General features: G+C 72.0%; 26 protein-coding genes. 13 read left to right on the forward strand and 13 right to left on the reverse strand.

The window, feature by feature from the left end; genetic code table 11:
• Positions 1–23: 23 nt before the first annotated feature.
• Positions 24–1,064 carry an endo-1,4-beta-xylanase gene (locus H295_RS0136350; RefSeq protein WP_020140272.1) on the forward strand — a complete coding sequence of 347 codons (1,041 nt, stop codon included), beginning with the start codon at positions 24–26 and terminating at the stop codon, positions 1,062–1,064.
• Between the two features lie 630 nt (positions 1,065–1,694).
• Here the strand turns inward: H295_RS0136350 and H295_RS0136355 are convergent.
• The 3 genes from H295_RS0136355 to H295_RS0136365 all read right to left on the reverse strand — a co-directional run bounded on the left by H295_RS0136355 (position 1,695) and on the right by H295_RS0136365 (position 4,118).
• The gene (locus H295_RS0136355; RefSeq protein ID WP_020140273.1) at positions 1,695–2,732 is read right to left on the reverse strand and encodes a LacI family DNA-binding transcriptional regulator; all 1,038 of its coding nucleotides are present in this window, start codon (positions 2,730–2,732) and stop codon (positions 1,695–1,697) included.
• Positions 2,733–2,990: 258 nt separating this feature from the next.
• Entirely contained in the window at positions 2,991–3,188 is a 198-nt protein-coding gene (locus H295_RS0136360) for a DUF5999 family protein (protein ID WP_020140274.1), read from the reverse strand.
• A 363-nt stretch (positions 3,189–3,551) separates the two neighbouring features.
• Positions 3,552–4,118: a hypothetical protein gene (locus H295_RS0136365; RefSeq protein WP_020140275.1), complete on the reverse strand. Its 567-nt coding sequence runs from the start codon at positions 4,116–4,118 to the stop codon at positions 3,552–3,554.
• 525 nt (positions 4,119–4,643) lie between these two features.
• Here H295_RS0136365 and H295_RS0136370 point away from each other — a divergent pair.
• Positions 4,644–6,161 (forward strand): glutamate-cysteine ligase family protein, encoded by a 1,518-nt coding sequence (locus H295_RS0136370; protein WP_020140276.1) that lies wholly within the window; start codon positions 4,644–4,646, stop codon positions 6,159–6,161.
• 79 nt (positions 6,162–6,240) lie between these two features.
• Here the strand turns inward: H295_RS0136370 and H295_RS47680 are convergent, their stop codons facing one another.
• From H295_RS47680 to H295_RS0136385, 3 genes are all read right to left on the reverse strand, one after another.
• Complete coding sequence (locus H295_RS47680) at positions 6,241–7,830, reverse strand: hypothetical protein (RefSeq protein WP_199788664.1); 1,590 nt, start codon at positions 7,828–7,830, stop codon at positions 6,241–6,243.
• Positions 7,831–7,877: 47 nt separating this feature from the next.
• A complete protein-coding gene (locus H295_RS0136380; RefSeq protein ID WP_020140278.1) occupies positions 7,878–8,447 on the reverse strand; it encodes a VanZ family protein in 570 nt (189 codons plus the stop codon).
• An 89-nt stretch (positions 8,448–8,536) separates the two neighbouring features.
• On the reverse strand, positions 8,537–10,327 hold the full coding sequence (locus H295_RS0136385; protein ID WP_043218574.1) for a substrate-binding and VWA domain-containing protein: 1,791 nt from the start codon (positions 10,325–10,327) through the stop codon (positions 8,537–8,539).
• Positions 10,328–10,514: 187 nt separating this feature from the next.
• Between H295_RS0136385 and H295_RS0136390 the strand changes: the two genes are divergently transcribed.
• The gene (locus H295_RS0136390) at positions 10,515–11,315 is read left to right on the forward strand and encodes a CPBP family intramembrane glutamic endopeptidase (protein ID WP_028810073.1); all 801 of its coding nucleotides are present in this window, start codon (positions 10,515–10,517) and stop codon (positions 11,313–11,315) included.
• A gap of 27 nt (positions 11,316–11,342) precedes the next feature.
• Here the strand turns inward: H295_RS0136390 and H295_RS0136395 are convergent, their stop codons facing one another.
• Complete coding sequence (locus H295_RS0136395; protein ID WP_020140281.1) at positions 11,343–12,167, reverse strand: PhzF family phenazine biosynthesis protein; 825 nt, start codon at positions 12,165–12,167, stop codon at positions 11,343–11,345.
• Between the two features lie 208 nt (positions 12,168–12,375).
• On the opposite strand from H295_RS0136395, the gene H295_RS0136400 reads away from it, so the two are divergent.
• The 4 genes from H295_RS0136400 to H295_RS44150 all read left to right on the forward strand — a co-directional run bounded on the left by H295_RS0136400 (position 12,376) and on the right by H295_RS44150 (position 16,341).
• Entirely contained in the window at positions 12,376–13,569 is a 1,194-nt protein-coding gene (locus H295_RS0136400; RefSeq protein ID WP_020140282.1) for an NAD(P)/FAD-dependent oxidoreductase, read from the forward strand.
• A gap of 30 nt (positions 13,570–13,599) precedes the next feature.
• A complete protein-coding gene (locus H295_RS0136405) occupies positions 13,600–14,511 on the forward strand; it encodes an RNA polymerase sigma-70 factor (protein ID WP_020140283.1) in 912 nt (303 codons plus the stop codon).
• A 128-nt stretch (positions 14,512–14,639) separates the two neighbouring features.
• Positions 14,640–15,536, forward strand: a complete 897-nt coding sequence (locus tag H295_RS0136410) for an alpha/beta hydrolase (RefSeq protein ID WP_020140284.1) — start codon at positions 14,640–14,642, stop codon at positions 15,534–15,536.
• Between the two features lie 175 nt (positions 15,537–15,711).
• Positions 15,712–16,341 carry a PadR family transcriptional regulator gene (locus H295_RS44150; RefSeq protein ID WP_028810074.1) on the forward strand — a complete coding sequence of 210 codons (630 nt, stop codon included), beginning with the start codon at positions 15,712–15,714 and terminating at the stop codon, positions 16,339–16,341.
• A gap of 89 nt (positions 16,342–16,430) precedes the next feature.
• Here H295_RS44150 and H295_RS0136420 read toward each other — a convergent pair whose 3' ends face one another.
• On the reverse strand, positions 16,431–16,859 hold the full coding sequence (locus H295_RS0136420) for an SRPBCC family protein (RefSeq protein ID WP_020140286.1): 429 nt from the start codon (positions 16,857–16,859) through the stop codon (positions 16,431–16,433).
• 114 nt (positions 16,860–16,973) lie between these two features.
• Complete coding sequence (locus H295_RS47330; RefSeq protein WP_158691104.1) at positions 16,974–17,162, reverse strand: hypothetical protein; 189 nt, start codon at positions 17,160–17,162, stop codon at positions 16,974–16,976.
• Positions 17,163–17,360: 198 nt separating this feature from the next.
• Here H295_RS47330 and H295_RS0136430 point away from each other — a divergent pair, with 198 nt between their 5' ends.
• The 3 genes from H295_RS0136430 to H295_RS0136440 all read left to right on the forward strand — a co-directional run bounded on the left by H295_RS0136430 (position 17,361) and on the right by H295_RS0136440 (position 20,184).
• The gene (locus H295_RS0136430) at positions 17,361–17,993 is read left to right on the forward strand and encodes a Clp protease N-terminal domain-containing protein (RefSeq protein WP_020140288.1); all 633 of its coding nucleotides are present in this window, start codon (positions 17,361–17,363) and stop codon (positions 17,991–17,993) included.
• 91 nt (positions 17,994–18,084) lie between these two features.
• Complete coding sequence (locus H295_RS0136435) at positions 18,085–19,083, forward strand: DMT family transporter (protein WP_020140289.1); 999 nt, start codon at positions 18,085–18,087, stop codon at positions 19,081–19,083.
• Between the two features lie 189 nt (positions 19,084–19,272).
• The gene (locus H295_RS0136440; protein ID WP_020140290.1) at positions 19,273–20,184 is read left to right on the forward strand and encodes a DMT family transporter; all 912 of its coding nucleotides are present in this window, start codon (positions 19,273–19,275) and stop codon (positions 20,182–20,184) included.
• A 90-nt stretch (positions 20,185–20,274) separates the two neighbouring features.
• On the opposite strand, the gene H295_RS0136445 is transcribed toward H295_RS0136440, so the two are convergent.
• The gene (locus H295_RS0136445; RefSeq protein WP_020140291.1) at positions 20,275–20,907 is read right to left on the reverse strand and encodes an FMN-binding negative transcriptional regulator; all 633 of its coding nucleotides are present in this window, start codon (positions 20,905–20,907) and stop codon (positions 20,275–20,277) included.
• On the reverse strand, positions 20,907–21,590 hold the full coding sequence (locus H295_RS0136450; RefSeq protein ID WP_020140292.1) for a pyridoxamine 5'-phosphate oxidase family protein: 684 nt from the start codon (positions 21,588–21,590) through the stop codon (positions 20,907–20,909). Before H295_RS0136450 ends, H295_RS0136445 begins: the two co-directional genes overlap by 1 nt.
• A 35-nt stretch (positions 21,591–21,625) precedes the next feature.
• Here H295_RS0136450 and H295_RS0136455 point away from each other — a divergent pair, with 35 nt between their 5' ends.
• Complete coding sequence (locus tag H295_RS0136455; protein WP_028810075.1) at positions 21,626–22,975, forward strand: aminotransferase class I/II-fold pyridoxal phosphate-dependent enzyme; 1,350 nt, start codon at positions 21,626–21,628, stop codon at positions 22,973–22,975.
• A gap of 5 nt (positions 22,976–22,980) precedes the next feature.
• Positions 22,981–23,883 (forward strand): LysR family transcriptional regulator, encoded by a 903-nt coding sequence (locus H295_RS0136460; RefSeq protein ID WP_020140294.1) that lies wholly within the window; start codon positions 22,981–22,983, stop codon positions 23,881–23,883.
• Positions 23,884–24,061: 178 nt separating this feature from the next.
• On the opposite strand, the gene H295_RS0136465 is transcribed toward H295_RS0136460, so the two are convergent.
• Complete coding sequence (locus H295_RS0136465) at positions 24,062–24,529, reverse strand: pyridoxamine 5'-phosphate oxidase family protein (RefSeq protein ID WP_020140295.1); 468 nt, start codon at positions 24,527–24,529, stop codon at positions 24,062–24,064.
• A 137-nt stretch (positions 24,530–24,666) separates the two neighbouring features.
• Between H295_RS0136465 and H295_RS0136470 the strand changes: the two genes are divergently transcribed.
• On the forward strand, positions 24,667–25,323 hold the full coding sequence (locus H295_RS0136470; RefSeq protein ID WP_020140296.1) for a cysteine hydrolase: 657 nt from the start codon (positions 24,667–24,669) through the stop codon (positions 25,321–25,323).
• On the opposite strand, the gene H295_RS0136475 is transcribed toward H295_RS0136470, so the two are convergent.
• The coding region (locus H295_RS0136475) for a Rieske (2Fe-2S) protein (protein WP_020140297.1) at positions 25,310–25,678 on the reverse strand (369 nt) is incomplete at its 5' end. The genes H295_RS0136470 and H295_RS0136475 overlap by 14 nt on opposite strands.

Here is a 25,678-nt window from a genome sequence, read left to right on the forward strand (position 1 = left end):
CCCCGCACGTGAGGAGTCGCACCATGCGCAAGAACCGTCTCAGACTCGCCGGAGTCCTGGCCGCGGCCCTGGTCGTCACCGGCCTGGGCGCGCCCGCCGCCCAGGCCCACGGCAAGCCGGCCACGCTCGCCGACCTCGCCCAGCGGCACGGCCGGTACTTCGGCAGCGCCACCGACAATCCCGAGCTCGTGGACGAGCCGTACAAGAAGATCCTCGGCAGTGAGTTCGACCAGATCACGCCGGGCAACGGCATGAAGTGGTACGCCACCGAGCCCCAGCAGGGCGTGTTCGACTTCTCCGCGGGCGACGAGATCGTGAACCTGGCCCGGGCTCATCACCAGAAGGTGCGCGGCCACACCCTGGTCTGGCACAGCCAGTTGCCGGACTGGGTCACCTCGCGCGAGTGGACGGCGGGCGAGCTGCGGGCCGTACTGAAGAAGCACATCCAGACCGAGGTACGGCACTACCGGGGCAAGGTGTTCGCCTGGGACGTCGTCAACGAGGCCTTCAACGAGGACGGTACGTACCGGGAGACCGTCTTCTACAAGACGCTCGGTCCCGGTTACATCGCGGACGCGCTGCGGTGGGCCCGGCAGGCCGACCCGAAGGTCAAGCTGTACCTCAACGACTACAACATCGAGGCGGTCGGGGCGAAGAGCGACGCCTACTACAACCTGGCCAAGGAGTTGAAGGCGCAGGGCGTTCCGCTCGACGGGATCGGGCTCCAGGCGCACCTGGCGCTCCAGTACGGCTACCCGGCCACCCTGGAGGACAACCTCCGCCGCTTCTCCAGGCTGGGCCTCGACACCGCGCTCACCGAGGTCGACATCCGGATGATCCTGCCGGCCACCGAGGAGAAGCTGGCCCAACAGGCCGAGTGGTACGCCGACGTGACCGACGCGTGCCTCGCCGTGCGGCGGTGCGTCGGCATCACGGTGTGGGACTGGACCGACAAGTACAGCTGGATACCGGCCTTCTTCGAGGGCGAGGGCGCTGCGCTGCCCTGGGACGAGCAGTTCCAGCCGAAGCCGGCGTACTTCGCGATCAGGGAGGCGCTGAAGTAGGGGGCGGGTGCGTACGGGGCTGGGGCGGGTCCGGTCGGGGCACCTTCGGGGGCGCTGACCGGACCCGTGCGCTGGCCGTGCTCGGGGTGGTGAGGTCCATGGGGGAGCGGGGGTCCTCGGGGCGGGAGTGCTGATCCGTGTGCCTTCAGCGGGCGGCCCTGGGGGCTCTCGGGCGGCAGAATCCTGCGGCTTGGCGCGCCAACGGCGCAGCTGGTCTATGAGTTGGCCGCGGCGGTGGGGGGCATACGTCGGTGGCTCGGCAGGGTGGCCACCGGCCCGCCTCGCGGACCGGCGGGCTTCGCCGGTCGGGGCTGTCCTGCGGGCGTGGGGCGGTCCTGGCCGGCGGGGTCCTGTAGTCCACCGGTCGGGCCAGTGCGGTGTGGAGCTCGCGGGTCCCGCTGTCTGTCGGTGGGGTGGCTGCGGCGTGGTGGTTTGGGCGGAGCGGGACCTGTGCGGGGGCGGAGGTGCCGTGGTCCTGCCCGGGGCGCTGTGGTTGGGCGCTGGGTCGCCTGACAGAAGGGCGTCTTACTGGTTGCGTTGCGCGTGGCGCCACCCGCCAGGGGGTCGTCGGAGTGGCCGTGTCCGCGTTGCAGCCCCCGTCCGGGCCGTTCCCGTGTGCGGCGGCGTGCGTCAGGGGGGCGCAGGAGGAGCCGTGCTGGATCGGACCACCAGTTCTGTGCCCAGTTCTACTCGGGGGCTGTCCGGGGGTTCGTTGCGGGTCAGTTTGAGGATGGTGCGGACGGCCAACTTGCCCATCTCCGAGAGGGGTTGGCGGATGGTGGTGAGTGGGGGTGCGGACCAGCGGACTTCCGGGAGGTCGTCGAAGCCGACCAGGCTCATGTCCTCCGGGACCCTGAGGCCGCGTCGTCGCAGAGCCTCGATCGCGCCGAGGGCCATCTGGTCGCTGGCCGCGAAGACCGCGGTCGGCGGCTCGGGGAGGTCGAGGAGCTTCTCGCAGCCGGCGAAGCCGGACTCCGGGTGGAAGTCGCCCGGCACCACCAGTGACTCGTCGAGGGCGAGCCCGGCGCCCTCCAGCGCGGCCCGGTAGCCGTCGAAGCGGGCCCGGGAGCACAGCAGTCGGGGCGGTCCTGCGATCAGGCCGATCCTGCGGTGGCCCAGCGACAGCAGGTGCTCGGTGGCCGCCAGTCCTCCCGACCAGTTCGCGGCGCCGATGGTCGGGGCCTCCGGTGCGGGTGAGCCCGCCGGGTCGACGACGACCAAGGGGACGCCGAGGGCGCGCAGTTCGTCGTGGAGGACGGTGTCCAGCGCCGAGGTGACGAGGATGACCCCGTCGGAGGCGCGGGCGCGGAGGTTGCGCATCCAGTCGCGGGCCGCGCCGGAGCGGCCGTGGATCGCGGAGACCACGGTGCCGACGCCCTCCGCCTGGGCGACCTCCTCGACACCCCGGATGATCTCCACGGCCCAGGGGCTGTCGAGGTCGTTGAAGACCAGGTCGAGCAGGGCGGCACGGGTGCCGGGGGCCGCCGGGCGCCTGCGGTAGCCGTACCGCTGGAGGAGTTCCTCGACCCGGGCGCGGGTGCGCGGGGAGACGTCCGAGCGCCCGTTGACCACCCGTGACACCGTCGGCACCGAGACTCCGGCCTGCCGGGCGATCTCCGTGATGGTGACTCTGCCCCGGGGCTCGGCACCGGCCTCGCCAGCTCTCACTGCCCACCTCCGCGTCGTAGCCCCGAAAGCGTTCGGGTTCCGAAAGCGTCCGAGTGCTGAAAGCATCCCGTGTGCCGAAAGCTTCCGAGCTCCGAAACTTCCAGGAGTCTTCCGGAAGAGTGGGTCCATATACAAGGCGTCACAGTAAGTGATCGCCCTCCGACATGCGTCGGGGCCGGTGCGCAGACAGTCGCTGCGAGCCGGCCCCTCAATGTCTCCGGGCGGTACGGCGGCCAGGCCCTGGCCGCCCGGCAGTGCTCAGGCCGCCGTGGCCCCCGCGAGCGGGCGGTGCGGGGCGATGACCCGGCCGTCGGGCAGGAGCTCACCGGTGTCCTCGAAGAGCAGGACGCCGTTGCACAGCAGGCTCCAGCCCTGTTCCGGGTGGTGCGCCACGAGGCGGGCGGATTCCCGGTCGGCGGAGTCGGCGGTGGGACACGGTGGCTGGTGCTGGCACATGGGTGGGATCTTTCGCTGTGTTGTGGTCATGACGTCCCCCGTCGCGATTACTCAGTCGGAACCCAGTGTTGCCCCACGGGCGTCAATCCGCAGGTATTTCGCATCACCACTTCTTCACAGATTGGAGACGCGTCACCCGGCCGGGCGGTTCATCTGAACTGCACTGTCCCTTCGGGTGGTTCGAGGGGGCCGGATAGGGCTAGTTCCCTTGGATTCAGCATCTATTTGGCTCTTTCGAGCAATTCCGCGCTCGTACGAGCAAGTGATTTCCGTGGGCCCGGTGGCGTCGGTGGCGTCGGAAACGCCGACGTACCCCGCGACCCGGAATTCGGGGCGGGGTACGAGGGGGGCGCGGGTGCTTCTTCAGGCCGGTGAGCTCAGCAGGGGCGCCGGAGTCAGCCGATGGGTCAGCAGCGGCAGGAGTTCGGCGGCCCGGTGCGGACGGTGGGCGGCGATGCCCGGCGGGGCCGGGGCGAGCGGGACGAGAAGGTCGGTGGCGGCGGGGCGGCCGGTGGCGGCGTCCGCCGCGCAGTCGCCGTGCAGCCACAGCGCGAGCATGTACAGGGCCGGGATCGACAGCAGTCGCGGCTGGTACGGCTGCTGCATCACCTCCGCCTGGCGCAGTGCCTGCTCGGTGGACGCGAGGTAGGGGCCCTCGAAGAAGTGCGAGAACGCCCAGCCGTCCGCGGTCAGCCTGGTCTCCGCGGCCGCCACCGAGCGCTCGCCGCAGCGGATCAGGAAACGCCACCCGGTCAGTCGGGTGGCGGTGCCGTCCAGTACGTGCACGGGGAGGGGCAACTCGGGTGTGACGGGTCCCTGGGCGCGCAGCAGGGACGGGGTCCGGGCCTCACGGACGGCGGTGGGTGAGGCGAGGGCGGTGAGGACGGAACGAAGTGCGGGCGCGGGAGCCGGGGGTACATGCAGCGGCATGGTGGGTCGCCTCTCATTCGACAGGCACGATGGCGCGAGGGCGGGGGCGGACGGCGCTGTCAGCTCACGGGGTCAGAGAGGCGGGGGCCGGGGTCCGGTGACGCGGGGGCGAGTGAGGATTGCCGTACGTCACCTGACGGCAGGATCCAGGACCGCGGGTGCCAACCCTCTGCCTTGTTCGCGGAGTTTATACGACAAATGTTCACACGGTGTTTCGGCTAGCCGTTTCCGTCGCCCGGGGCAAGGGCCCAATCGGTCGGCGTTACGCGGGAATCATCCCGATACCGCGCCTGCATCACGGCGGTGACCTCGGGAAATGCTTCCGAACTGGTCGGCCAATTCTCGTCGGCGTTTCTCACGAGTTCTTCAGGGAACTAGAAACTGCTGAACGCTTCATGCCGAGTGAATGTGCCACCGGTCACATCCAACAGGGTAGCGGCATCGGGGCCGCCGCGGGGACGTTACCGATCGTTCCGGCTGGGCATCATCCCACCTGACTGATGACGGATCGAGGAGGTACTCCCGATGGGGGAGAAGGTCGTGGCAGGCCGGTTCGACCTGTCCGATCGCCAGAACTACCGCGACAAGCTCCGCAGGTGTCTGACGGGGCTGGAGCGGCTCCTGGCGGAGCAGCGGTTCGATCGCCCCAGGAATCTGATGGGCCTGGAGATCGAATTGAATCTGGTCGGTCCTGACGGCATGCCGAGAATGCTGAACGGGGAGGTCCTCGAACGCATCGCGAGCCGAGATTTCCAAACAGAACTCGCCATGTTCAACCTGGAAGTCAACATAGCCCCACACGGGCTGGGTGGCCGCGTATTCGACCGGCTCGCGGAGGAAATCCGTACCTCGCTGGCGTACGCCGACCGCAAAGCCGGCGAACTCGATGCGGGAATCGTGATGATCGGCATTCTGCCGACCCTCGACCGGGACGACCTGGTCTCCTCGAACCTTTCCGACGTCGACCGCTACACCCTGCTCAACGACCAGATCGTGGCCGCGCGCGGTGAGGACTTCCTCCTCGACATCGATGGCGTGGAACGCCTCACCTGCACCTCGAAGTCCATCGTCCCGGAGGCCGCCTGCACCTCGGTGCAGCTGCACCTCCAGGTCACCCCCGGCCGCTTCGCCGACGTGTGGAACGCCGCGCAGGCGGTGGCCGGGGTGCAGATAGCCGTGGGCGCCAACTCGCCGTTCCTGTTCGGGCGCGAGCTGTGGCGCGAGTCCCGCCCGCCGCTCTTCCAGCAGTCCACGGACACGCGCCCGCCGGAGCTCCAGGCCCAGGGGGTACGGCCGCGGACCTGGTTCGGGGAGCGGTGGATCTCCTCGGCGTACGACCTGTTCGAGGAGAACCTGCGCTACTTCCCGGCGCTGCTGCCGATCTGCGACGAGGAGGACCCGCTGGAGGTCCTCGACGAGGGCGGGGTGCCCTCGCTCGCCGAACTCGTCCTGCACAACGGCACGGTGTACCGCTGGAACCGGCCGGTCTACGGCATCGCCGACGGAGTCCCGCACCTGCGCGTGGAGAACCGGGTGCTGCCGGCCGGGCCCACCGTCACGGACGTCATCGCCAACGCGGTCTTCTACTACGGCCTCGTCCGCGCCCTCGCCGAGGAATCCCGGCCGGTGTGGACCCGGCTGCCGTTCGAGGCGGCCGCGGCCAACTTCGACGAGGCCTGCCGGTACGGGATCGACGCGCGGATGACCTGGCCCCGGCGCGGGCGGCACGGCGGCACGGTCGAGATCGACGCGGTGAGCCTCGTACGCGACGAACTGCTGCCACTGGCCGAGCAGGGGCTGGCCGGGTGGGGCATCGAGCCGGCCGACCGGGACCTGTATCTCGGGGTGATCGAGGAGCGGTGCCGGCGGCGGACCAACGGGGCGTCCTGGCAGGCGGCGACCTTCCACCGGGCGCTGGAGGCGGGGATGCCACGGGACGCGGCGCTCGCCGCGACGACCCGCCGGTACCGGGAGCTGATGCACCAGGGCGAGCCGGTGCACACCTGGCCGGTGGGGTTGCCGGAGCCGGCGCCGTTGGGGTGACGGGGCCAGACGTGGTCGGGGCGGTGTTCTCGCGCGGATGCACCGCGCGAGAACACCGCCCCGACTGACCTACCGCTGGTCAGCGGTGGCTCTGCTGACGCGTCCTCCGTGCCGTGAGGAACACCAGCGCGCCCCCGGCCACCAGCAGCGCGGCGATGCCCGTGCGCAGCAGGACGCCGTCCGTGCCCGTGGCGGCGAGTCCGCCGCCGGTCGTCGTGCCGCCGCTCCCGGTGCCCGCGCCGGAGCCGGAGGGGCTCGCCGTGGCCGACGGGGACGGGGTGCCGGACGGTGACGCGGAGGTGCTGGGCGACGGGCTCGGCGAGCCGTCGGCCTGGACCGCGATCACCGCCGTGTCGTTCGCCGTGTCCTCGTCACGGTTGGGGTAGTCGGGGTTCTCCACCGCCTTGACGCTGCCCTGCGCGCCGGGGACGACCCGGTCGATCCGCACCGTGAACTCCTGGGTCACCGAGTCACCCGGTCCGAACTCCGTGCTGGCGATGGCGCAGGTGTAGCTCTTCGCGCCGGCCTTGCGCGGGGTGCAGTTCCACAGCGGCCCGGGGTCGCCCTGCTCGCCGGGGCCGGGGGCGCCGGTGATGGTGGTGCCCGCGGGCGGGGTCACCACGAAGGTGCCGGAGTCGTCGGCGTCCATCCAGCGGAAGTCCATCAGTCCCGGCCCGGCGTTGCGCACCCCCACGGTGATGCTCACCGTGTCGCCGACCTTGCCCTCGACGGTGTCACCGATCGCCTGGTAGTCGGCGTGCTGGGAGGTGGCGAAGGTGCCGTACCCGGAACCGGTGAAGCCGGAGCCGGGAGCGACGGACTTCAGGCCGAGCGGGGCACCGGTGCCGGCCTCGGGAAACGCGCTCGGGTCGAAGGAGTCGGGCGCGGTGCCGCCGACCGGCCACACGACGTAGGTGTTGTAGCCGTACATCGTCTCCGTGGCGGCGGTGTAGCGCAGCGGAGCGTTCGTCTCGTAGGCCGAGCCGGGTGCGATCGTGGTGTCGAACCGGCACCAGGCGCCGGTGTCGGGCCGGTCCGAGTAGTGGCAGTTGGAGTGGTCGCGGGCGAGCTTGACGCCCTCGGAGTCCTGCACCAGCAGCATGACGCCCTTGTCGGCGGGGGCGGTGCCGGTGTTGGCGAAGGCCGGGGTGCGCGCGAAGACGGCGCCGGGCGCGATGTCCTTCAGCGCCGGGTAGGGCCGGGCGACGAGCTTGGGGCCGCCGACCAGGACGTCCGTCTTCCCGGTCACGGTGGGCGCGTCCGAGGCGGTGGCGGTGTAGGTGATCGCGCCGGTGTCACCCGCCTTGGCGGCGGCCGTGGGCTTCAGGAAGAACGGGTCGATCGACTCCTTGCCCGACAGCGCGCCCACCGAGCACTTCACCTTGAGGGCACCGGTGCTCTCGCAGTCCCCCGTCACCACCATCGTCGCCTTCCCGGCGAGGGAGGAGGCGTCGACCGCGACCGAGACGTCATGGGCGTCCCCGCCCGAGGCGGTGACGGCGAGGTTCAGGTTGGGGCCCTCGCCCGCGGTGGGCAGGTAGTAGTTCTCCTGGGTGTCCAGGACGAGCGTCGTTCCGGCGGCGTGCGCGGCCGGGGTCACGACCGCGAGGGCGGCCGTCGCGAAGGCGGCAGCAGCCGCTGCCCGCCAAGATCTGGATGTCGTCAGCACGCTACATGGACACGCCAGGCGTCGCGAAGGTTGCATCCGAGGGGCCGTCAGTTGACGGACGGGGTGCGTTCTTCCGCTTCCGCGGGCGGCACGCCGCTGCCGGTGTGCCACCAGCGGCGGGACCCCAGTGCGGCCAGTCCGGCGCCGGCGGTGTTGAGCAGGACGTCGTCCACGGACGACACCCGGTCCAGATGCAGGACGTACTGCGCCGTCTCGACCAGGACCGAGCAACCGGCCCCGAGCGCGAGAACCCGCCGCAGGGATGCCAGTGCCGTGAACCGCAGGGGGCCGAGGGAACCCAGCGCCGCGAACACCAGCAGGTTGCCGACGATCTGGCCCGCGTCCATCGTGAGCAGGTCCCGCAGCGGCACCAGGTTCACGACCGCCCGGCCCTCGTCGCCCGGCAGCAGGATCAGCCGGACCGGCGGCACGGTCCCGTAGACGATGCCGACCTCGGCGACCGACCTGCGCCAGGCGGCGGACGCCCTCGCACCGGCGAGCCTGCGCCGACGGGCCGGCGCCCACGCCACCAGCGCCGCCAACGGCAGCGCGGCCACCGTGAGGAGCACCACCCCGGTGAACGTACCGACCCAGCCGTGCCATCCTTCGAGCCGCACCCCGTCACCCCTGCCCCTGCTTCCGCCCGGTTGTCTTGAGGAGTCTCACCGGCGGGATGTATCGGGGGCGTATCGGTCGACGCCGACGATCAGGCGCCGCTGCCGCTGCTCCGGGCGCCCGCTGCCACGATCGCCTTCAGGATGACCGTGTGGATCTGGGACGGGTCGTTGACCTGTTGGCCCGAGCCTCGGGTGGCCCCGGCCAGCTGCTGGGCCTCGGCCCGGTCCGCGTCGGGGCCGACCGCGATGACGATGAGAGGGACGGGGCGCTCGGGGTCGGAGAGCCTTTCGAGTTCGGAGATCAGCTTCGCGCGCGAGATGCTGCCCGGGTCCTGGTTGACACCGTCGGTCAGGACCACCAGCGCGTTGAACTTGCCCCGGGCGTAGGAGGAGGTCGCCGACCGGTACGCGGCGAGCGTGGTGTCGTACAGCCCCGTCGCCCCGCCCGGCACCGGCTTCAGCCCGCCGAACGCCACCGACAGGCGCTCGCGTTGGGTGCCGGCGCCGCTCCCGCCCCCGCTGTCGCCCAGTCGTTGTGTCGGCACCAGGACCTTGTAGTCCTTGTCACCGTCGAGTTTGGTGGAGAACTCCCACAGGCCGATCTCGTCCTCCTGGGTGAAGGTCGAAAGGGCCTGGAGGAGCGACTCCTTGGTGACGTCCATCCGGGAACGGCCGGTGCCCGGAACCGTCTCGGACATGGACGCGGACGCGTCCACCACGGTCGTGATCCGCGCGCTCTGCACGGTGATCGTCCAGGTGCCGAGGGCCTGCTGGAGGGCCGCGGCCGAGGCGGGCTCGACGGCTGCCGCCGTGTAGGGCTGCGGCACCTTCCCGCCGGCCTTCGCGACCAGGGAGGACGACACCTGGTCGTCGGACGTCCTGAACCCCCGTTCCGTCAGCAGCTGTTCCTGCTCGGGCCTGCGCAGGTACGTCATGAACCGGATCGCCGCGCGGCTCTCGTCCGTGCTCAGCCGGGTCTCGTCGACGAGCGCGTACGGGTAGTCCAGCCGCGGTGAACCGTCCTTCGGGTAGAAGAAGTCGAGGCCGTCCCCGGAGTCCGTCGAGGAGTTGTGCGCGAACGCCGCCTGTTCGGACAGGACCAGGGCCTGGTTGCGCCTCGGGTTGCCCTGCTCGGTGCCGGAGGCGTCCCGGGGGAGCGTCTCCGGCACCTGGCCGTCGCTGTCCGAGATGCGCTGCGAGAGCGACTTCATCATCGCCGCCGCCTGCGTCTCCCCGCCCTTGACCTGCCCGGCCGCGTCACTGAGCCGGGTGAGGGCGAGCAGCCCGGTCGCGCTGCGCGCGGGATCGGCGGCGCCCAGCCTGAGGGAGTCGTCCTTCAGCGTGGCACCGGCCAGCTCGAGCCAGCCGTACGTCTTCCTCGGCCAGCCCAGCGACCGCGCGGCGGCCGGCACCATCGCCACCCCGACCGGGCTGGAGGCCACGTTGCCGACCCGCGCCACCTGCGTCGCGCCGCCGTCCGCGTCGATCTGCTCCACCCACACGTCCGAGTCCGGCACCCACACCTGGGCGCCCGGGTCCTTGCCGGCCGCGAGGGTGTCCCGGACCTTGTACGACTCGCGCGCGGTCACCGAGATGGCGACGCAGCGGCCGTCCGAGGTGAGGTTCTCGTCGTGCGCCCGCTCGGCGGCTGCTCGCAGGGCCGGGGCCACGTCGGGGGAGGCGGCGACGTCCAGCCGTACCGCCTCGTCCCGGCAGGAGGAGCCGAAGGAGAGCAGACCGCCCCGGACGGCGACGGCCGTACCGCCGGCGGCGGCCAGGACGAGCACCGTCGCGACGGCCACGGTCCGGCGGCGGCCCGAGCGTGGACGGGGGTCGCTGCCGCCCGCCCCATACTGATCGGGCAAGCTGTGACGTCCCATGACGGTGGTGCCCTCCCCTGTCGCTCGCTCCGTACCGGCACGGCCGCGTATGGCAGGACAGGGGCGGTGAACCCCGTACGGCGTCCGTCCCCCCGACGGCCTGGCGCACGATCTTCGTCACTTCTTTCGAAGGACCCTAGCGGGGCGGCGGTGGGGATGAGGCTGGATTACTCAACTGGAGGCAGGTGTGCAGGCGGAGGAAGGGGCAGTGGCCGATTCTTTTCCGCAGCGGGCGCTCTCGCGGAAGTTCTTCCGTGACGAGACGCTGCTCGTTCTGGGGCTTTCGCTCGGTGCGAGCGGTGTGTCCGCGCTGATCAGCTTTGTCGGATCGATCACGAAACCAGGGGGGCTCAAGGACCAGGCGGCGACCCTCAACGCCTCGGCCGCGCCCGGCCGTCCATGGCTGGATCTCTCCTGGCAGCTCTTCGGGATCGCGTCGGCCCTGGTGCCCGTCCTCCTGGTCGCGCACCTTCTGCTGCGCGAGGGCGAGAGCCTCAGGACCCTGGGCTTCGACCGCACCCGGCCGGCCTTCGACCTCGTGCGCGGGGCCGGGATCGCGGCCGTGATCGGCAGTACCGGGATCGCCTTCTACCTGGCCGCGCGCGGGCTCGGCTTCAACCTCACGGTGGTGCCCGAGGCGCTCCCCGACGTCTGGTGGAAGTACCCGGTGCTGATCCTCTCGGCGATGCAGAACGCGATCCTCGAAGAGGTGATCGTGGTCGGCTACCTGCTGCGCCGGCTCGGGCAGCTGGGCTGGACCCCGGGGACGGCGCTCGTGGCCAGTTCCGTGCTGCGCGGCAGCTACCACCTGTACCAGGGCGTCGGCGGGTTCATCGGCAACATGGTGATGGGCGTGGTGTTCGTCTACCTGTACCGGCGCTGGGGGCGGGTGGGGCCCCTGGTGGTGGCGCATTCCCTGCTCGACATCGGGGCGTTCGTGGGGTACGCGCTGCTCGCGGGGAAGGTGGGCTGGCTGCCTACGGCATGACGCCGGGGAGCGGCCTGCTGCCGGCTCTCAGGTCAGCAGCTCGCCCTCGATGACCGTGACCGCGCGGCCCGTCAGCAGGGTGCGCTCGCCGCGCAGTTGGGTGCGCACGCGGCCGGAGCGGGGTGAGGCCTGGAGCCCCGTGAGTGTCGTACGGCCGAGGCGCTGCGACCAGTAGGGGGCCAGCGCGGTGTGGGCGCTGCCGGTGACCGGGTCCTCGTCGATGCCGACGTTCGGGAAGAAGCAGCGGGAGACGAAGTCGTAGCCCAGCTCCGGGTTCTCGGCGCGCGCGGTGGCGATGATGCCGCGCGCCGAGTGCGCGGCCAGTGCCTTGATGTCGGGGCGCAGGGCGCGGACGGTCTTCTCGTCGTCCAGTTCGAGCAACAGGTCGCCGATGTCCGGGCCGGTGTCGAACGCCGTGAGCGGTGCGGCACCCAGCGCTTCGGCGACCCCCGCGGGAGGCGCCACCGGAGTGAGCGGGGCCGTCGGGAAGTCCAGGGTGATCGAGCCGTCCTCGGCGGGCGTGGCGACGAGGACCCCGCTGCGGGTGGCGAACCGCACCGGGCCCGTGTGCGCGCCGGTGGTGTGCAGGACGTGGGCCGTGGCGAGGGTCGCGTGTCCGCACATGGCCACCTCGGTGGCGGGCGTGAACCAGCGCAGCGCCCAGTCGGCCTCGCCGCCCCCGGGGAGCCGGTGGGCGAAGGCCGTCTCGGCGTGGTTGACCTCCAGGGCGATGTTCTGGAGCCGGTCGTCGTCCGGGAAGGTGTCGCCCGGGAGGTCGTCCAGGAGCAGGACCCCGGCCGGGTTGCCGGCGAACGGGCGGTCGGTGAAGGCGTCGACGATTCGGATGCGCATGGGCCGACGATAGGGGCCGGATTGGCCTGGGGAACAAGGCCAATCCGGTGTGGCTGGACCGATTTTCACGACCCGAGGGCGACCCGAGGACGACCCGTGGAGTGATCTGGGTCACATCCTGTCACGGTGGTCAGCCGTCCGGTGTCTTGATGCCGAACCCCTTGAGGGACGACCTCGAGGCGGACGCATCCGAAACCAAGGAGACACCATGAACACCGAGGTCCTCGTGATCGGTGGCGGCTACGCGGGCGTCATGGCGGCCAACCGGCTGACCCGGCGCGACGACGTGACGGTGACCCTGATCAACCCGCGCCCGGACTTCGTCGAGCGGATCCGGCTGCACCAGCTGGTGGGCGGCACGCACCCCGCGGTCGTCGAGTACCGGAAGGTCCTCGCCGAGGGGGTCCGGCTGGTCGTCGACACGGTGGCCCGGATCGACGCCGACGGGCGCGAGGTGGCGCTCGCGAGCGGCGGCACACTCGGCTACGACTACCTGGTCTACGCGGTGGGCAGCGGCAGCGCCGACCCGAGCGTGCCGGGAGCGGCCGAGTTCGCCCACCCCATCGCCACCCTGGAGGACGCCGAGCGGCTGCGGCCCCTCGTCGAGGCGGTCTCCGCCCCGGCTCCGGTGACGATCGTCGGTGCCGGTCCCACCGGCATCGAGACCGCCGCCGAACTGGCGGAGCAGGGCCACGCCGTTACCCTGGTCTGCGGCGGCGTGCTCGGCCCCTACCTGCACCGGAAAGGCCGGCGCTCGGTCGCCCGCCGACTCGCCGGGCTCGGTGTGACGGTGGTGGAGGGCGTGCGGGTAACCGCCGTGACCGGCGATTCCGTATGGCTCTCCGACGGCCGTACGCTCCCCAGTGCGCTGACCGTCTGGACCGTCGGCTTCGGCGTGCCCGACCTGGCCGCGCGCAGCGGCCTGACCACCGACGCACTGGGCCGGCTGCTCACCGACGAGACCCTGACCAGCGTGGACGACGAGCGCATCGTGGCGGCCGGTGACTCGGCGGCGCCCTCGGACCTGCCGCTGCGCATGAGCTGCCAGGCCGCGATCCCGCTGGGCGCCCGCGCCGCCGACACCATCCTCAGCCGGATCGAGCGGGAGGTGCCGGCGCCCCTCAACGAGGCGTTCGCCGGTCAGTGCATCAGCCTCGGCCGGGGTGCCGGGATCTTCCAGTTCGCCCGCCGCTCCGACGTCGCCGTGGGGCTCCACATCGGCGGTCGTCCCGGCGCGCGGGTGAAGGAGTTCGTGTGCCAGGGCATCATCAAGCACCTCGCGGGCGAGGCCGGCAAGCCCGGTTCGTACCGGCTGCACAAGGTCTCGGGCGGCCCCGCGCGACAGGAGCAGCTCGACGCCCGGCGTGCGGAGACCACGACCACCGTCGAACAGATGGCCTGATCGGCTCGGGATCGGGGGAGGGACCGGAACATGACTGATCACGCCACCGACACGTTCGTCGCCCACCGCAACCTGCTCTTCACCGTCGCCTACGAGATGCTCGGATCTGCGGCCGACGCGGAGGACGTCCTCCAGGAGACCTGGCTGCGATGGGTCAAGGTGGACCTGGAGCGGGTGCAGGACCCGCGCGCCTACCTGGTCCGCATCACCACCCGGCAGGCCCTCAACCGGCTGCGGAGCCTGACGCGCCGCAAGGAGGCCTACGTCGGCCAGTGGCTGCCCGAGCCGCTGATCACGGCGCCGGACGTGGCCGAGGACGTGGAGCTGTCCGAGAGTCTGTCGATGGCGTTGATGTGCGTCCTGGAGACCCTGTCACCGACGGAGCGCGCGGTGTTCGTGCTGCGCGAGGTCTTCGACGTGGACTACGACGAGATCGCGGCCGCCGTGGAGAAGAGCCCCGACGCGGTGCGCCAGATCGCGCACCGCGCCCGGAGGCACGTCGACGCGCGCCGCCCCCGGAGAACGGCCTCCGCGAGTGAGACCCGGGCCGCGGTGGAGTCGTTCCGGCTCGCGCTGGAGACCGGGGACCTGCAAGGACTGCTCGACGTGCTCGCACCCGATGTCGTCCTGGTCAGCGACGGCGGCGGCATCAAACAGGCGGCGATGCGGCCGGTCGTCACCGCCGACAAGGTCGCCCGCTTCATCTTCGGCGGCATCGCCAAGTTCACCGTCTCCTTCACCTCCGAGCCGACCGAGGTCAACGGCAGCCCGGCGCTCGTGCTCCACGTCAACGGCGAGATGGACGGCGTCCTCGCGGTGCAGGTCGAGGACGGGCGGATCAGCGGCATGTACTACGTCCGGAACCCGGAGAAGCTGACGCGGGTGGGCGCGGAGACGCGGTTGTCGTTGGAGCCCGGGGAGCCGGGGCAGGGGATCGGCTGACCGTGAGGCCCGGGCCTCACGGGGCCCGGGCCGATGAGGAAGTCGTACCGGCTGTTGCGCGATGAGCGGCCAGGCCTTCATTATCAGGAATCCTGTTACTTTAATTTTGTAGCGATGGGTGCCCTGTCATGCCGTTCAGCCCCCGAATCCAGGCCAGAGGGATCCAGCTCCTGCTGGGCCGGGTCATGGCCCGGGTCCACAAGGACCTGCGCTTCCCCGACATCCCGGCGTACACCGAGACCCTCCGGGTGCAGACCGGTGCCGGCCCGGTGAAGTGCACCGTCTACCGCCCCACGGGCACCGTCGCCGACACGCCCGCCCCCGTGTACGTCAACTTCCACGGGGGCGGGTTCGTGGTGGCCCGCCCCGAGCAGGACGACCACCTCTGCCGCCGCATCGCTGCGACCGCCGGCTGCGTCGTGGTCAACGTGGGCTATGCCGTCGCGCCCCAGCGGCCGTATCCGACCGCCGTGACCCAGGCCTACGACGTCACCGCATGGATCGCCGGAAACGGTGCCGCGGGCGGCTGGGACGGCTCCCGACTCGCCGTCGGCGGACACAGTGCCGGGGGCAATCTGGCCGTGGCGGTGTGCCGTCTGGCCAGGGAGCGCGGTGCCTTCGCGCCCCGCCTCCAGATCATCGACTCGGCCCCGCTGGACCAGCTGGCCGACCCGGAGACCAAGCGGTCACCCGTCGCCAAGCCGCTGCTGTCCCCGCAGCTCATGCGGATCTTCACGGCGGCGTACGTCCCGGACCCCGCCGACCGCTCCCACCTCCTGGTCTCGCCCGCGCTCGCCGACGACCTGGCCGGCCTTCCGCCCGCATTGGTCATCACGGCGGAGAACGACCGCCTGCGCGACGAGGGCGACGCCTACGCCAAGGCCCTGGAGGCCGCGGGCGTCCCGGTCACCCACCGCGTCTTCGAGGGTGTGGACCACTACTTCACCCACACGGGCCCGGCGTCGAGCGGGACAGCGGCGATCGACCTGATGGCGAGCAGTCTGCGGGCGGCGTTGGGCAGTTGAGGCGCGCGGGTCGGCGGGTCTCCCGAACTGGACGAACGCTGCCGACCCGGTGCCCCCGCACTCGCTTTCGTCCGCGAGCTCCAAGGAACCCCTGTCGCCGGGCCTTGCCATGCGAACAGTTCCGATATATCGTTGAGGCATCGCGACAGATCAACGATGGAATGGAGTGATTGCGATGCGTTCCCACGGATTCGAGCGTGGACATGGTGGAGCCGGTCGTCAGGGCCGAGGTGGCTTCGAGGGGCGGCGTGGTGCCTTCGGGCCGTTCGGTCCCGGAGGGCCCGGTGGTCCCGGTGGACCCTTCGGCGGGCCGGGGTTCGGTCCCGGGCCCTGGGGCCCGAGGGGGAGGGGCGGACCCAGGGGAAGGGCGCGGCGCGGTGACGTGCGGGCCTCGATCCTGGCCCTGCTGAAGGACCGGCCGATGCACGGTTACGAGATGATCCAGGAGATCGCCGAGCGCAGCGGCGGGGCGTGGAAGCCCAGCCCCGGCTCGGTGTACCCCACCCTCCAGCTGCTGGAGGACGAGGGGCTGATCGCCAGCGAGAGCGAGGGCGGCAAGAAGCTGTTCTCGCTCACCGAGGCCGGTCGTACGGCTGCCGACGAGGGCCCCGACGCCCCCTGGGAGGAAGCCTCCCGCGGCATCGACTTCGAGGCGCTCGGCGAGATCCGCCAGGCCGGCTTCGGCCTGATGGAGGCCTTCGGCCAGGTCTGGAAGACCGGCAACAAGGAACAGCGCGACAAGGCGGTGGCCGTCATCAACGAGGCCCGCAAGAAGCTGTACCTCATCCTCGCCGACGAGGACTGACGGTCGTACGGCGGTCGAAGGGCGCCCCGTGGAGAGATCCGCGGGGCGCCCTTCGCGTACGGTCCGCTCGCTCCGCGCTCAGTCCACGCTCACTCCACCAGTCCGGCCAGCTTCCGCAGGGACTCGTTCAGCGCGGCGGTCCCCGAGTCCTTGAGCTTGCCCGCCATCAGCGACACGGCGGCGCCGGTGAACTCCCCGTCGATGCGGACGCCGGTGGCGTCGCCGTCGGGGGTCAGCGTGTAGCGCGTGGCCACGCTCACCGCCATCGGTCCCTTGCCCCGGATGGCCAGCAGCCGGGCCGGCTCCACCTGGTCGACGGTCCACTCGACCTCGGCGGGGAAGCCCATCAGCTTCATGTTCTCCTGGAAGGTCGCGCCCACTTCGAGCACCGCGGGGCCGCCCTTGGGGAAGCTGGTGTGGGTCGCGTTCCACTCCCCGTACGAGGACCAGTCCGTGAGCTGGGCCCAGACCTTGTCCGCGGGTGCCTGGACGAGTGCCTCCGCGCTGATTTCCGCCATGCGGCCACCTCTTCGTGTCGGGCTGTGGTGTCGCGGAAAGTAGCCGCAGGCGTCGCAACATTCAATACTGATGAACCGTCAGGAAATGTCGGACCCGGACCGCACCCTGCCGGCTCAGCCGACCGGCCGTATCGTCGCCGCGTCGAACAGGTCCCATGCGCGCGGGTACGCGCTCTCGTCGTGGCAGTGCCACGCCTGCCAGAACAGGTCGGCGGGCCGCGCGTCCTCCGGGGCGTACACCCGGTACACGTACTCTCTGCCGTCCACGGCCGGCAGGGCCACCAGCCAGCTCCCGCTCTCCACGCCTGTGTGGGACGAGTGACCTCGCATCGCGGTTGCGCCGGGGGCGCGGGGCGAGGCGGCGCGCGCCCATCGGGGCACCAGTGCCTGATCTCCTCCCTGAGGAGGAGATTTCGGCCCCTCGGGTCCGCTCTGCGTGGGACGCGGAAATGCTTCGCCTCGGCGATGACGTGCCGGGGTGGGGCTGATGAGGTGGGGGATGTGCACCCCCGTATCCCCCGGCAGTCGGCCCGCGACCAGGGCCGCCCGCCGCAGGTCGCCCCCGACGGCGACGCAACGCTCAGCGCGGAACTGGCAGCGGTCGTCTCCGGCGCCCGCAGGCGCGCGCTCCGGGACGGGGACCGGCAGATCGACACGGCCCACCTGCTGCACTCCCTGCTGGACGCCGACCCGGAGGCCAGTGCCGTCTTCGCGGACGAGCCCCATCTGCCCCGGCTGCTCGGCTACCTCGTGCAGCGCAGCATCGGTTACGGACTGCGGTGGCAGGGCACGGTCGAGGACTCCGGCGCCGTTCCCGTCGTGACCGCGGCCGGGACCATCGGCGCCGACCCCGCCGCGGCCGGGCCCTTTGGCGCCGACCCCGCCACGGCTGCGGCCGAGGGCTTCTCGCCGCTCGCCGCCGAGGCCATGGAGTACGCCCGGGTCCGCGCAGGGCACCGCGACGGCGGCCCCGCCCGGGGCGTCGACCTGCTGGCGGGGATCCTGGTGGACTCCGGGTCCCGCGCCGTGGAGGTGCTGGCCCGCGCCGGGATCGACGCCGGGGAGGTGCGCGCCCGGCTCGACGGCCTGCTGCCGGGAGGCCTGTGGGGCCGGTCTCGGCGCGGGGATCGCTAGGGGCTTTCCACGCTCCATCCGGCACGGTCCAGCCGATGAGACAGGAGTCAACGGGGGTGACGCTCATGTCGTCCCCTGTCATCATGGGTCGGTGCACATCTCTGAGAGCAGCAGGGCCGGTGACGGCAAGGGTGCGGGACTCGGTCTGGCGCTGGTGTCCGCGCTCGCCTTCGGCGGGTCCGGGGTCGCGGCCAAGCCGTTGATCGAGGCGGGCCTCGACCCGCTCCACGTGGTGTGGCTGCGGGTGGCGGGCGCCGCCCTCGTCATGCTGCCGCTGGCCGTACGCCATCGTGCGCTGCTGCGCAGCCGTCCCGCCCTGCTCGCCGGGTTCGGCCTGCTCGGCGTGGCCGGCGTCCAGGCCTTCTACTTCGCCTCGATCTCCCGGATCCCCGTCGGCGTCGCCCTGCTCGTCGAGTACCTCGCGCCCGCCCTGGTGCTCGGCTGGGTGCGGTTCGTGCAGCGACGGCCGGTCACCCGGGCCGCCGCGCTCGGCGTGGTCCTCGCGGTCGGCGGACTCGCCTGCGTCGTCGAGGTCTGGTCTGGGCTGAGCTTCGACGCCCTCGGCCTGCTTCTCGCGCTCGGCGCGGCCTGCTGCCAGGTCGGCTACTTCGTCCTGTCCGACCAGGGCAGCGACAGCGGCCGGCAGGCCCCCGACCCGCTGGGCGTGATCGCGTACGGCCTCCTCGTCGGCACCGCCGTCCTGACCGTCGTCGCCCGTCCGTGGACCATGGACTTCTCCGTCCTCACCCACCGCGCCGACATGAACGGCACCCCGGTCGCCGCCGGACTGCTGCTCGGCTGGATCGTGCTCGTGGCCACCGTCCTCGCCTACGTCACCGGCGTGGTCTCGGTGCGCAGGCTCTCCCCGGCGATCGCGGGAGTGGTGGCCTGTCTCGAGGCCGTCGTCGCGACCGTGCTCGCCTGGGTGCTGCTCGGCGAGCACCTCTCGGCACCGCAGATCGTGGGCGGCGCGGTCGTGCTCCTCGGCGCCTTCATCGCGCAGTCCTCGACCCCTGCCAAGGGCACCCTGGAGCCGGTCGCCACCGGCGGCGCCGAAACCCGGTTGTCCGCCCGGGAGAACGCCGCCTAGGCTCCCGGATCATGCACACGCCCCTCCTCGTCACCCCGCCTCCGGCCGCCTGAGGCGGGCCTCCGGAGTCCACGCCCGGCCACCCGCCGGGCGTGACGGTGCTGCCCGCAGACGAAGTCCGAGGACCCCGCCACCGCGCGGGTGTCCTTTCCGAACTTCCGCGCTTTCGCGCGACTGCGGAGAGAACACGTGTCGCATGCTTCCTCGGGCCTGCCCATCGGGCGAGGCCTCGTCTACCTGATCATCGCCGGTACCACCTGGGGCACCGCGGGAGCGGTCGCCTCCCTCGTCTACCGCACCAGTGACCTGGGCCCTGCGGCCCTGTCCTTCTGGCGCTGCGCGACCGGCCTGGCGGTCCTGGCCGCCGTCCGCCTCGCCCGGCCCCGCGCGCGTACGACCGTCCCGGAGCCCCTTGTCCGCCGGGCACTGCGCGTCGGCGGCTCGGGCGTCGGACTCGCGGTGTTCCAGACCGCCTACTTCGCCGCCGTACGGTCCACCGGACTGGCCGTGGCCACCGTCGTCACGCTGGGCGCGGGCCCCGTCCTCAGCGCGCTCGGCGCGCGGCTGGTCCTGGGGGAGCGGCTCGGCCGGAGCGGGGCCGTCGCCGTCGTGGGCGCGCTCGCCGGACTCGGCGTGCTGACGCTCGGCGGCACGGGGGCGTCCGTCCGCCCGCTCGGTGTGCTCCTCGGGCTGCTGTCGGCGGCCGGGTGCTGTGTGATGACCCTGATCACGCGTGCCGCCGAGGCGGAGTCCACCGGAACGTCCATCGGGGTGTTCGCGGTCACCAGCGTCTGTCTGCTGCCGTTCGCGGCGGCCGAGGGACTGGTCCCGCACACCGGCCAACCCGCGCTGCTCGTGGGCCTGTTGGCGTACTTGGCGACGGTCCCGACCGCCCTCGCCTACGGTCTCTACTTCGCGGCCGCCGCGGTCGTCCGTCCCACCACCGTCTCCGTGGTCATGCTGCTCGAACCGGTGAGCGCGGCGGTACTGGCCGTGCTGCTGTTCGGTGAGCACCTCACGGTGACGACCCTCGCGGGCACCCTGCTGATGCTGGGCGCGGTCGCGGGGCTGGCGGTGACGGAGGCGCGCGTGCCCGCGTGACGGAGCGAGGGGCCCTTCTGCCCGCAGGGATCACAGGGATCACAGGGATCTCAAGGTCTCCCGGATATCAGCGCCGAAGGGCCCCTCCGCTCAGGCGCCTTGCCGCCGCAGCAAATGCTCCCGTGCCGCCGCGTCCCCCGGGCCGGCCCGGTCCGCCAGGCCCTCCGCGATCCGTGCCCGCACCTGCTCGGTCCGCTTGCCGGCGTACTTGAACTTCGCCCGTACCTCGGTCACTTCGAGCCGCAGTCCCCGAATGCCCGACAGCATCCGGCCGTACGGCACCTCGCCCACCGCGACCTCGGCGGAACCGCCCTCCGGCTGGAAGTGGCCGACCTGGAGGTTCAGCAGCGCCGCCTTCTCGGCCGGGTCGTCCACCACGTGGGCCCGGCAACGGAGTTGGACGGCCGCGTAGAAGCTCGTCGGGGTGCCGTGGGCGGCGGGGCCGTCCGGGTCGGCCTGCCAGGGACCGGGGATGTAGGCGTAGTCGTCGACCACGCTCAGCACGACCTCCGGGTTCGCCTCCAGCGCGCTCCACAGCGGGTTGGGCCGCGCCAGGTGGGTCAGGGCCTCGCCGCGCCCTGCGTCGTAGAAGAAGTGCAGGGGCTGGACGAACGGCGGCTCGCCCGCGGGCCCGTTGACGGCCAGCTGGCCGAAGTCGTGGACGGCGAGCCACTGTTGCCACTCGGTGTCGGAGGCGGGCGCGTCCCAGGGGTGGATCAGCATCACAGGGCCGTCAGGTAGCCGGGGACCTCGGTGCCGGGGGCCAGGTCGCCGTCGGCGACGGGGGAGCCGTAGCCCTTGCGCAGCGGGAGGACGCCGGCCCAGTGGGGGAGGGCGAGGTCCTCGGGCTCGTCGTTGACCCCGCCGGTGCGGAGCTTGGCGGAGACCTCGTCGAGGTCGAGGCGGATCACGGCGGTCGCGGCCAACTCCTTCTTGTTGGCGGGGCGGGAGTCCTGGGCGCGGCCCGGGACCACGTGGTCGACCAGGGCGTCGAGGGCGAGACGCTTCTCCTCGGGGTCCGTGACGTCGTGGGCGATGCCGTGCACCACCACCGACCGGTAGTTGATGGAGTGGTGGAAGGCCGAGCGGGCCAGGATCAGCGCGTCGACATGCGTGACCGTCAGGCACACCGGCAGCCCGGGGTCGGCCTGGCCGGTCATCCGCAGCGGGCGCGAGCCGGTGGAGCCGTGGACGTAGAGCCGCTCGCCGACCCGGCCGTAGAGCGTGGGCAGCACCACCGGGGCGCCGTCCCGGACGAAGCCCAGGTGGCAGACGTATCCCTCGTCGAGTATCGAGTGCACCAGGTCCCTGTCGTACGAGGCCCGGTCGGCGGAGCGCGTCGGGACGGTGCGGTCGGTCGGCGCGTAGGCGGGCGGCTCCGGCGTGGTCGCGGTGGTCCCCTGCATTGCGGTCTCCATTGCACTAGTGCATAATCTTCTTTGTGCTAGGAGAATACCGGATCGAAGGCAGGCGCGCAGCGGAGATTGCGGCGAGCGTCGAGCGCGCGGTGGGTGCGGGAGAGCTGGAGCCCGGTCAACCACTGCCGCCGATGCGGGAGTTGGCCGTGCAACTGGGCGTGAATCCCAACACGGTCGCGGCCGCCTACCGGAGCCTGCGGGAGCGCGGGGTCATCGAGACCGCCGGGCGCCGGGGCAGCCGGGTGCGGTCGAAGCCGGCGACCACGGGACGCGAGTACATCCGCGTAGAGGTCCCGGAGGGCGTGCGGGACGTGGCGAACGGCAACCCGGACCCCGCGCTGCTGCCGCCGCTCGGCCCCGCCTTCGCGGCCGCCGCCGCACAGGGCGACCGGCAGCCGGTCCTGTACGGCGACGCGACCGTGGACCCCGAGCTGGCGCGGCTCGCCCGCGGGGCACTGGACGCGGACGGCGTCCCGGCCGGGCAGGTAGCCGTCGCCTCCGGCTCCCTCGACGTCATCGAGCGGGTCCTGGGCGCCCATCTCAAACCGGGCGACACCGTGGCCGTCGAGGACCCCGGCTGGGGCAGCCTCCTCGACCTGGTCCCGGCCCTGGGCCTGCGCGTCGCCCCCGTGGGCGTCGACGACGAGGGCCCGCTCGCCGAGGACGTGCGCCGCGCCCTGGAGTCGGGTGCCCGGGCCCTGATCGTGACGGACCGGGCCCAGAACCCGACCGGTGCCTCCGTCACCGCCCCACGCGCGCGTGCCCTGCGCGCGGTCCTCGCGGACCACCCGGACACCCTCCTGGTCGAGGACGACCACGGCCACGGCATCGTCGACCTCCCCCTGCACCCCCTCGCCGGTGTCACTCGCCACTGGGCCTTCGTCCGCTCGGTGGCCAAGGCCTACGGCCCCGACCTGCGCCTCGCCGTGCTCACCGGCGACGAGATCACCGTCGACCGCGTCCACGGCCGGCACCGCCTCGGCCCCGGCTGGGTCAGCCGGATCACCCAGCGGGCCGTGGTGAACCTCTGGGCGGACGGCGTGCTGGACACGGCGAAGCCGGCCGCGGCCTACCGTGAGCGCAGGGACCGGCTGATCGAGGCGCTCGCGGCCCGCGGCGTCGAGGGCCACGGCCGCAGCGGGCTGAACGTCTGGATCCCGGTCCAGGACGAGACCGGAGCGGTGGCCCGGCTCCTGCACGCCGGCTGGGCGGTGGCCCCGGGAGCGCGGTTCCGGATGAGCGCGCCCCAGGGAATCCGGCTGACCGTCGCGAGCCTGAAGGCCGATGAGGTCGCCCCCTTGGCGGACGCCGTCGCCAAGGCCGTGGGCCCGGCGCCCACCCGTGTCCACGCGCACCCCCGCGTGGAAAGGTGACGCCCATGCTGAACCTGGAGCGCCTGCGCACCCTCGACGCCCTCGCCCGGCACGGCTCGGTCAGCGGCGCCGCCGAGGGGCTGCACATCACGACGTCGGCGGTCTCGCAGCAACTGTCCAAGCTGGAGCGGGAGGTCGGCCAGCGACTCCTCGCCAGGAACGGCCGGGGCGTGCGGCTCACCGACGCCGGCCGCCTGCTGGCCGAGCACGCGGCCCGCATCCTGTCCCACGTCGAACTCGCCCAGTCCGACCTGGAGGCCCAACGCGGCCAGGTGGTAGGGGAGTTGCGGCTCGCCGCCTTCCCGACGGCGGCCCGCGGCCTGTTCCCGGCCGCGCTCGCCGCCCTGCGCTCGGCCCACCCCGGGCTGCGGATCACCTCGTGCGAGACGGACCCGGAACTCGCGCTGCGCACGGTGCTCCGCGGCGGCTACGACCTCGCGGTCGTCCTGGACTGGTACAACAAGCCGCTGCCCGTGCCGGACGGGCTGATGAAGGCGTCGATCGTCGACGACACCGCCGACCTGGCGATGCCCGTCACCCACCGCCACGCGCACCGCGCCGAGGTCGACCTGGAGGACTTCGCCGACGACGAGTGGGTGACCTGGGGCGAGAACGAGTTCTGCCACGAGTGGCTGATGCACACCCTGCGCGCCAAGGGCATCGAGCCGCGCGTCGCGCACCGCGCGGAGGAACACGCGACCCAACTCGCCCTGGTGGGCGCGGGACTCGGCGTGTGCGTGGCGCCCCGGCTCGGCCGCGGCCCGGTCCCCGACGGGGTGCGGACCGTGCCGGTGCGGCAACCGGTCAGCCGGCACGTCTACGCGGTGTGGCGGGCGGACGCCGACCGTCGCCCGTCGATCCGGGCGGCGGTCGAGGCGCTGAAGTCGGCCGCGCGGCAGGCCGTTTGAGCTAGGGCGTGTTGCGAAAGTCCCGTCGTTCGCCCGAAGGGCGGGCCGCGCGGCGTCAGGTGCGTGCTCTCGGCGTGCCGGGCGGAAGCCCTCGTACTGGATGTACTTGGGCTTTCGCCCGGTGCGGCGAGAGTTCGTGCATGGCGTCGCGAGGCAGGCGGGATTTTCGCAACACGCCCTAGGCGGAGCCCAGCTTGCGGAAGTCCCAGGACACGATCTTCTCCGGCGTCAGCCGTATCCACGCGTGCCGGCCGTCGTGCGGCATCTCCTCCAGCCGGAAGTTCTTGCGCGCGAACAGGATCTCAGGGACGTCGAGTTCGGCACACAGCTCACCGGTGCGCGGGGCCTCGCCCACGAAGTCCACGGTCCCGGACAGCTCGACGCCGCGCAGTTCGTCGTACTCCTCACCCGTGTCGACCACGATCGCGACCCGTGGATCGCGGCGCAGATCGGTCCAGCGCTTGCTGCGCACGACGGAGTACAGCCACATCGAGGTGCCGTCCCAGGCGAACCACAGGGTGCTCACGTGCGGGGCGCCGCCGCCCGAGACCGTGGCGACCCGGCAGGTGCGCTGGCTGGTCAGGAACTCGTCCAGCTCGCCCGGCGTCATCATGATCTTCCGGCCTCGGCGCTGAGTGACGGTCATGCATCCCCCTCTTTCTCTCACGTCGTGTCAGAGGAGAGATCCTCTGACATCACGTCAGAAAAGGATGGGTCGTCTTCCGTCCGCACGCAATGGTCGCTACTGTCACCGGCCCCGGCCACTCGCGACAAGGGGGAACCGTGCCGTCGTACGGACAACTCAGCGAGCTGCTCGCCCCCGGGACCACCGTCCTGCTCACCGTCGAGTGCCAGCAGGGTGTCGTCGGACCGGACAGCGCCCTGCCCGAACTCGCCCGTGAGGCACGGAAGTCGGGTGCGCTCGCCAATGTTGCCCGGCTCGTCGCCGCCGCCCACGAGAGCGGGGTGCAGGTGATCCACGCGATCGCCGAACGCCGGCCGGACGGGCGCGGGGCGAACCGCAACGCCCGCCTGTTCCGCGCCGCCGAACGACTGCCCGTCCAGCAGCTGTCCGGCACCGCCGCGGTGCGGGTGGCGGCCCCGATCGAGGTGAGCGAGGAGGACTTCGTCGTACGGCGGCTGCACGGGCTGTCGCCGATCCAGGGCACCGAGGTCGACGCGCTGCTGCGCAACCTCGGCTGCCGCACCCTGGTGGTGACCGGGGTCTCCGCCAACGTGGCCGTGCCGAACGCCGTCTTCGACGCCGTGAACCGCGGGTACGGCGTCGTCGTGCCGAGCGACGCCGTCGCGGGGGTGCCCTCCGACTACACCCCCGTGATGATCCGCCACACCCTCGCCCTGGTCGCCACGATCACGACCACCGACGAGGTGCTGGGCGCGCTCGGCCGGCCCCGGCGGACGCGGGTCAGGCCAGCGTGATCGAGTCCCCGCTCACGGTGATCTGCGCGGCCGGCAGCGGCTGGGTCGCGGGACCCTTCTTGACACTGCCGTCCTCGACCGAGAAATGGCTGTTGTGACACGGACACACGATGACGCCGTCGGCCACGCTGCCCACCGCGCAGCCCTGGTGGGTGCACTTGGACGAGAAGGCCTTGAACTGGCCCGCCGTGGGCTGGGTGACCACCACGCCCTTGTCCTTGAAGATCGTGCCACCGCCCTCGGGGATGTCACTGGTCTTCGCCAGTGCGGTGCCGCCGGAGCCGGACGAGGCGCCGCTGTCGGAACTCGCCCCGCCACCGCTCGCGTTCTGGTCGGCCTGGCTGGTGGACGAGCC

This window comes from Streptomyces sp. 351MFTsu5.1 (assembly GCF_000383655.1).
Lineage (GTDB): Bacteria > Actinomycetota > Actinomycetes > Streptomycetales > Streptomycetaceae > Streptomyces > Streptomyces griseorubiginosus.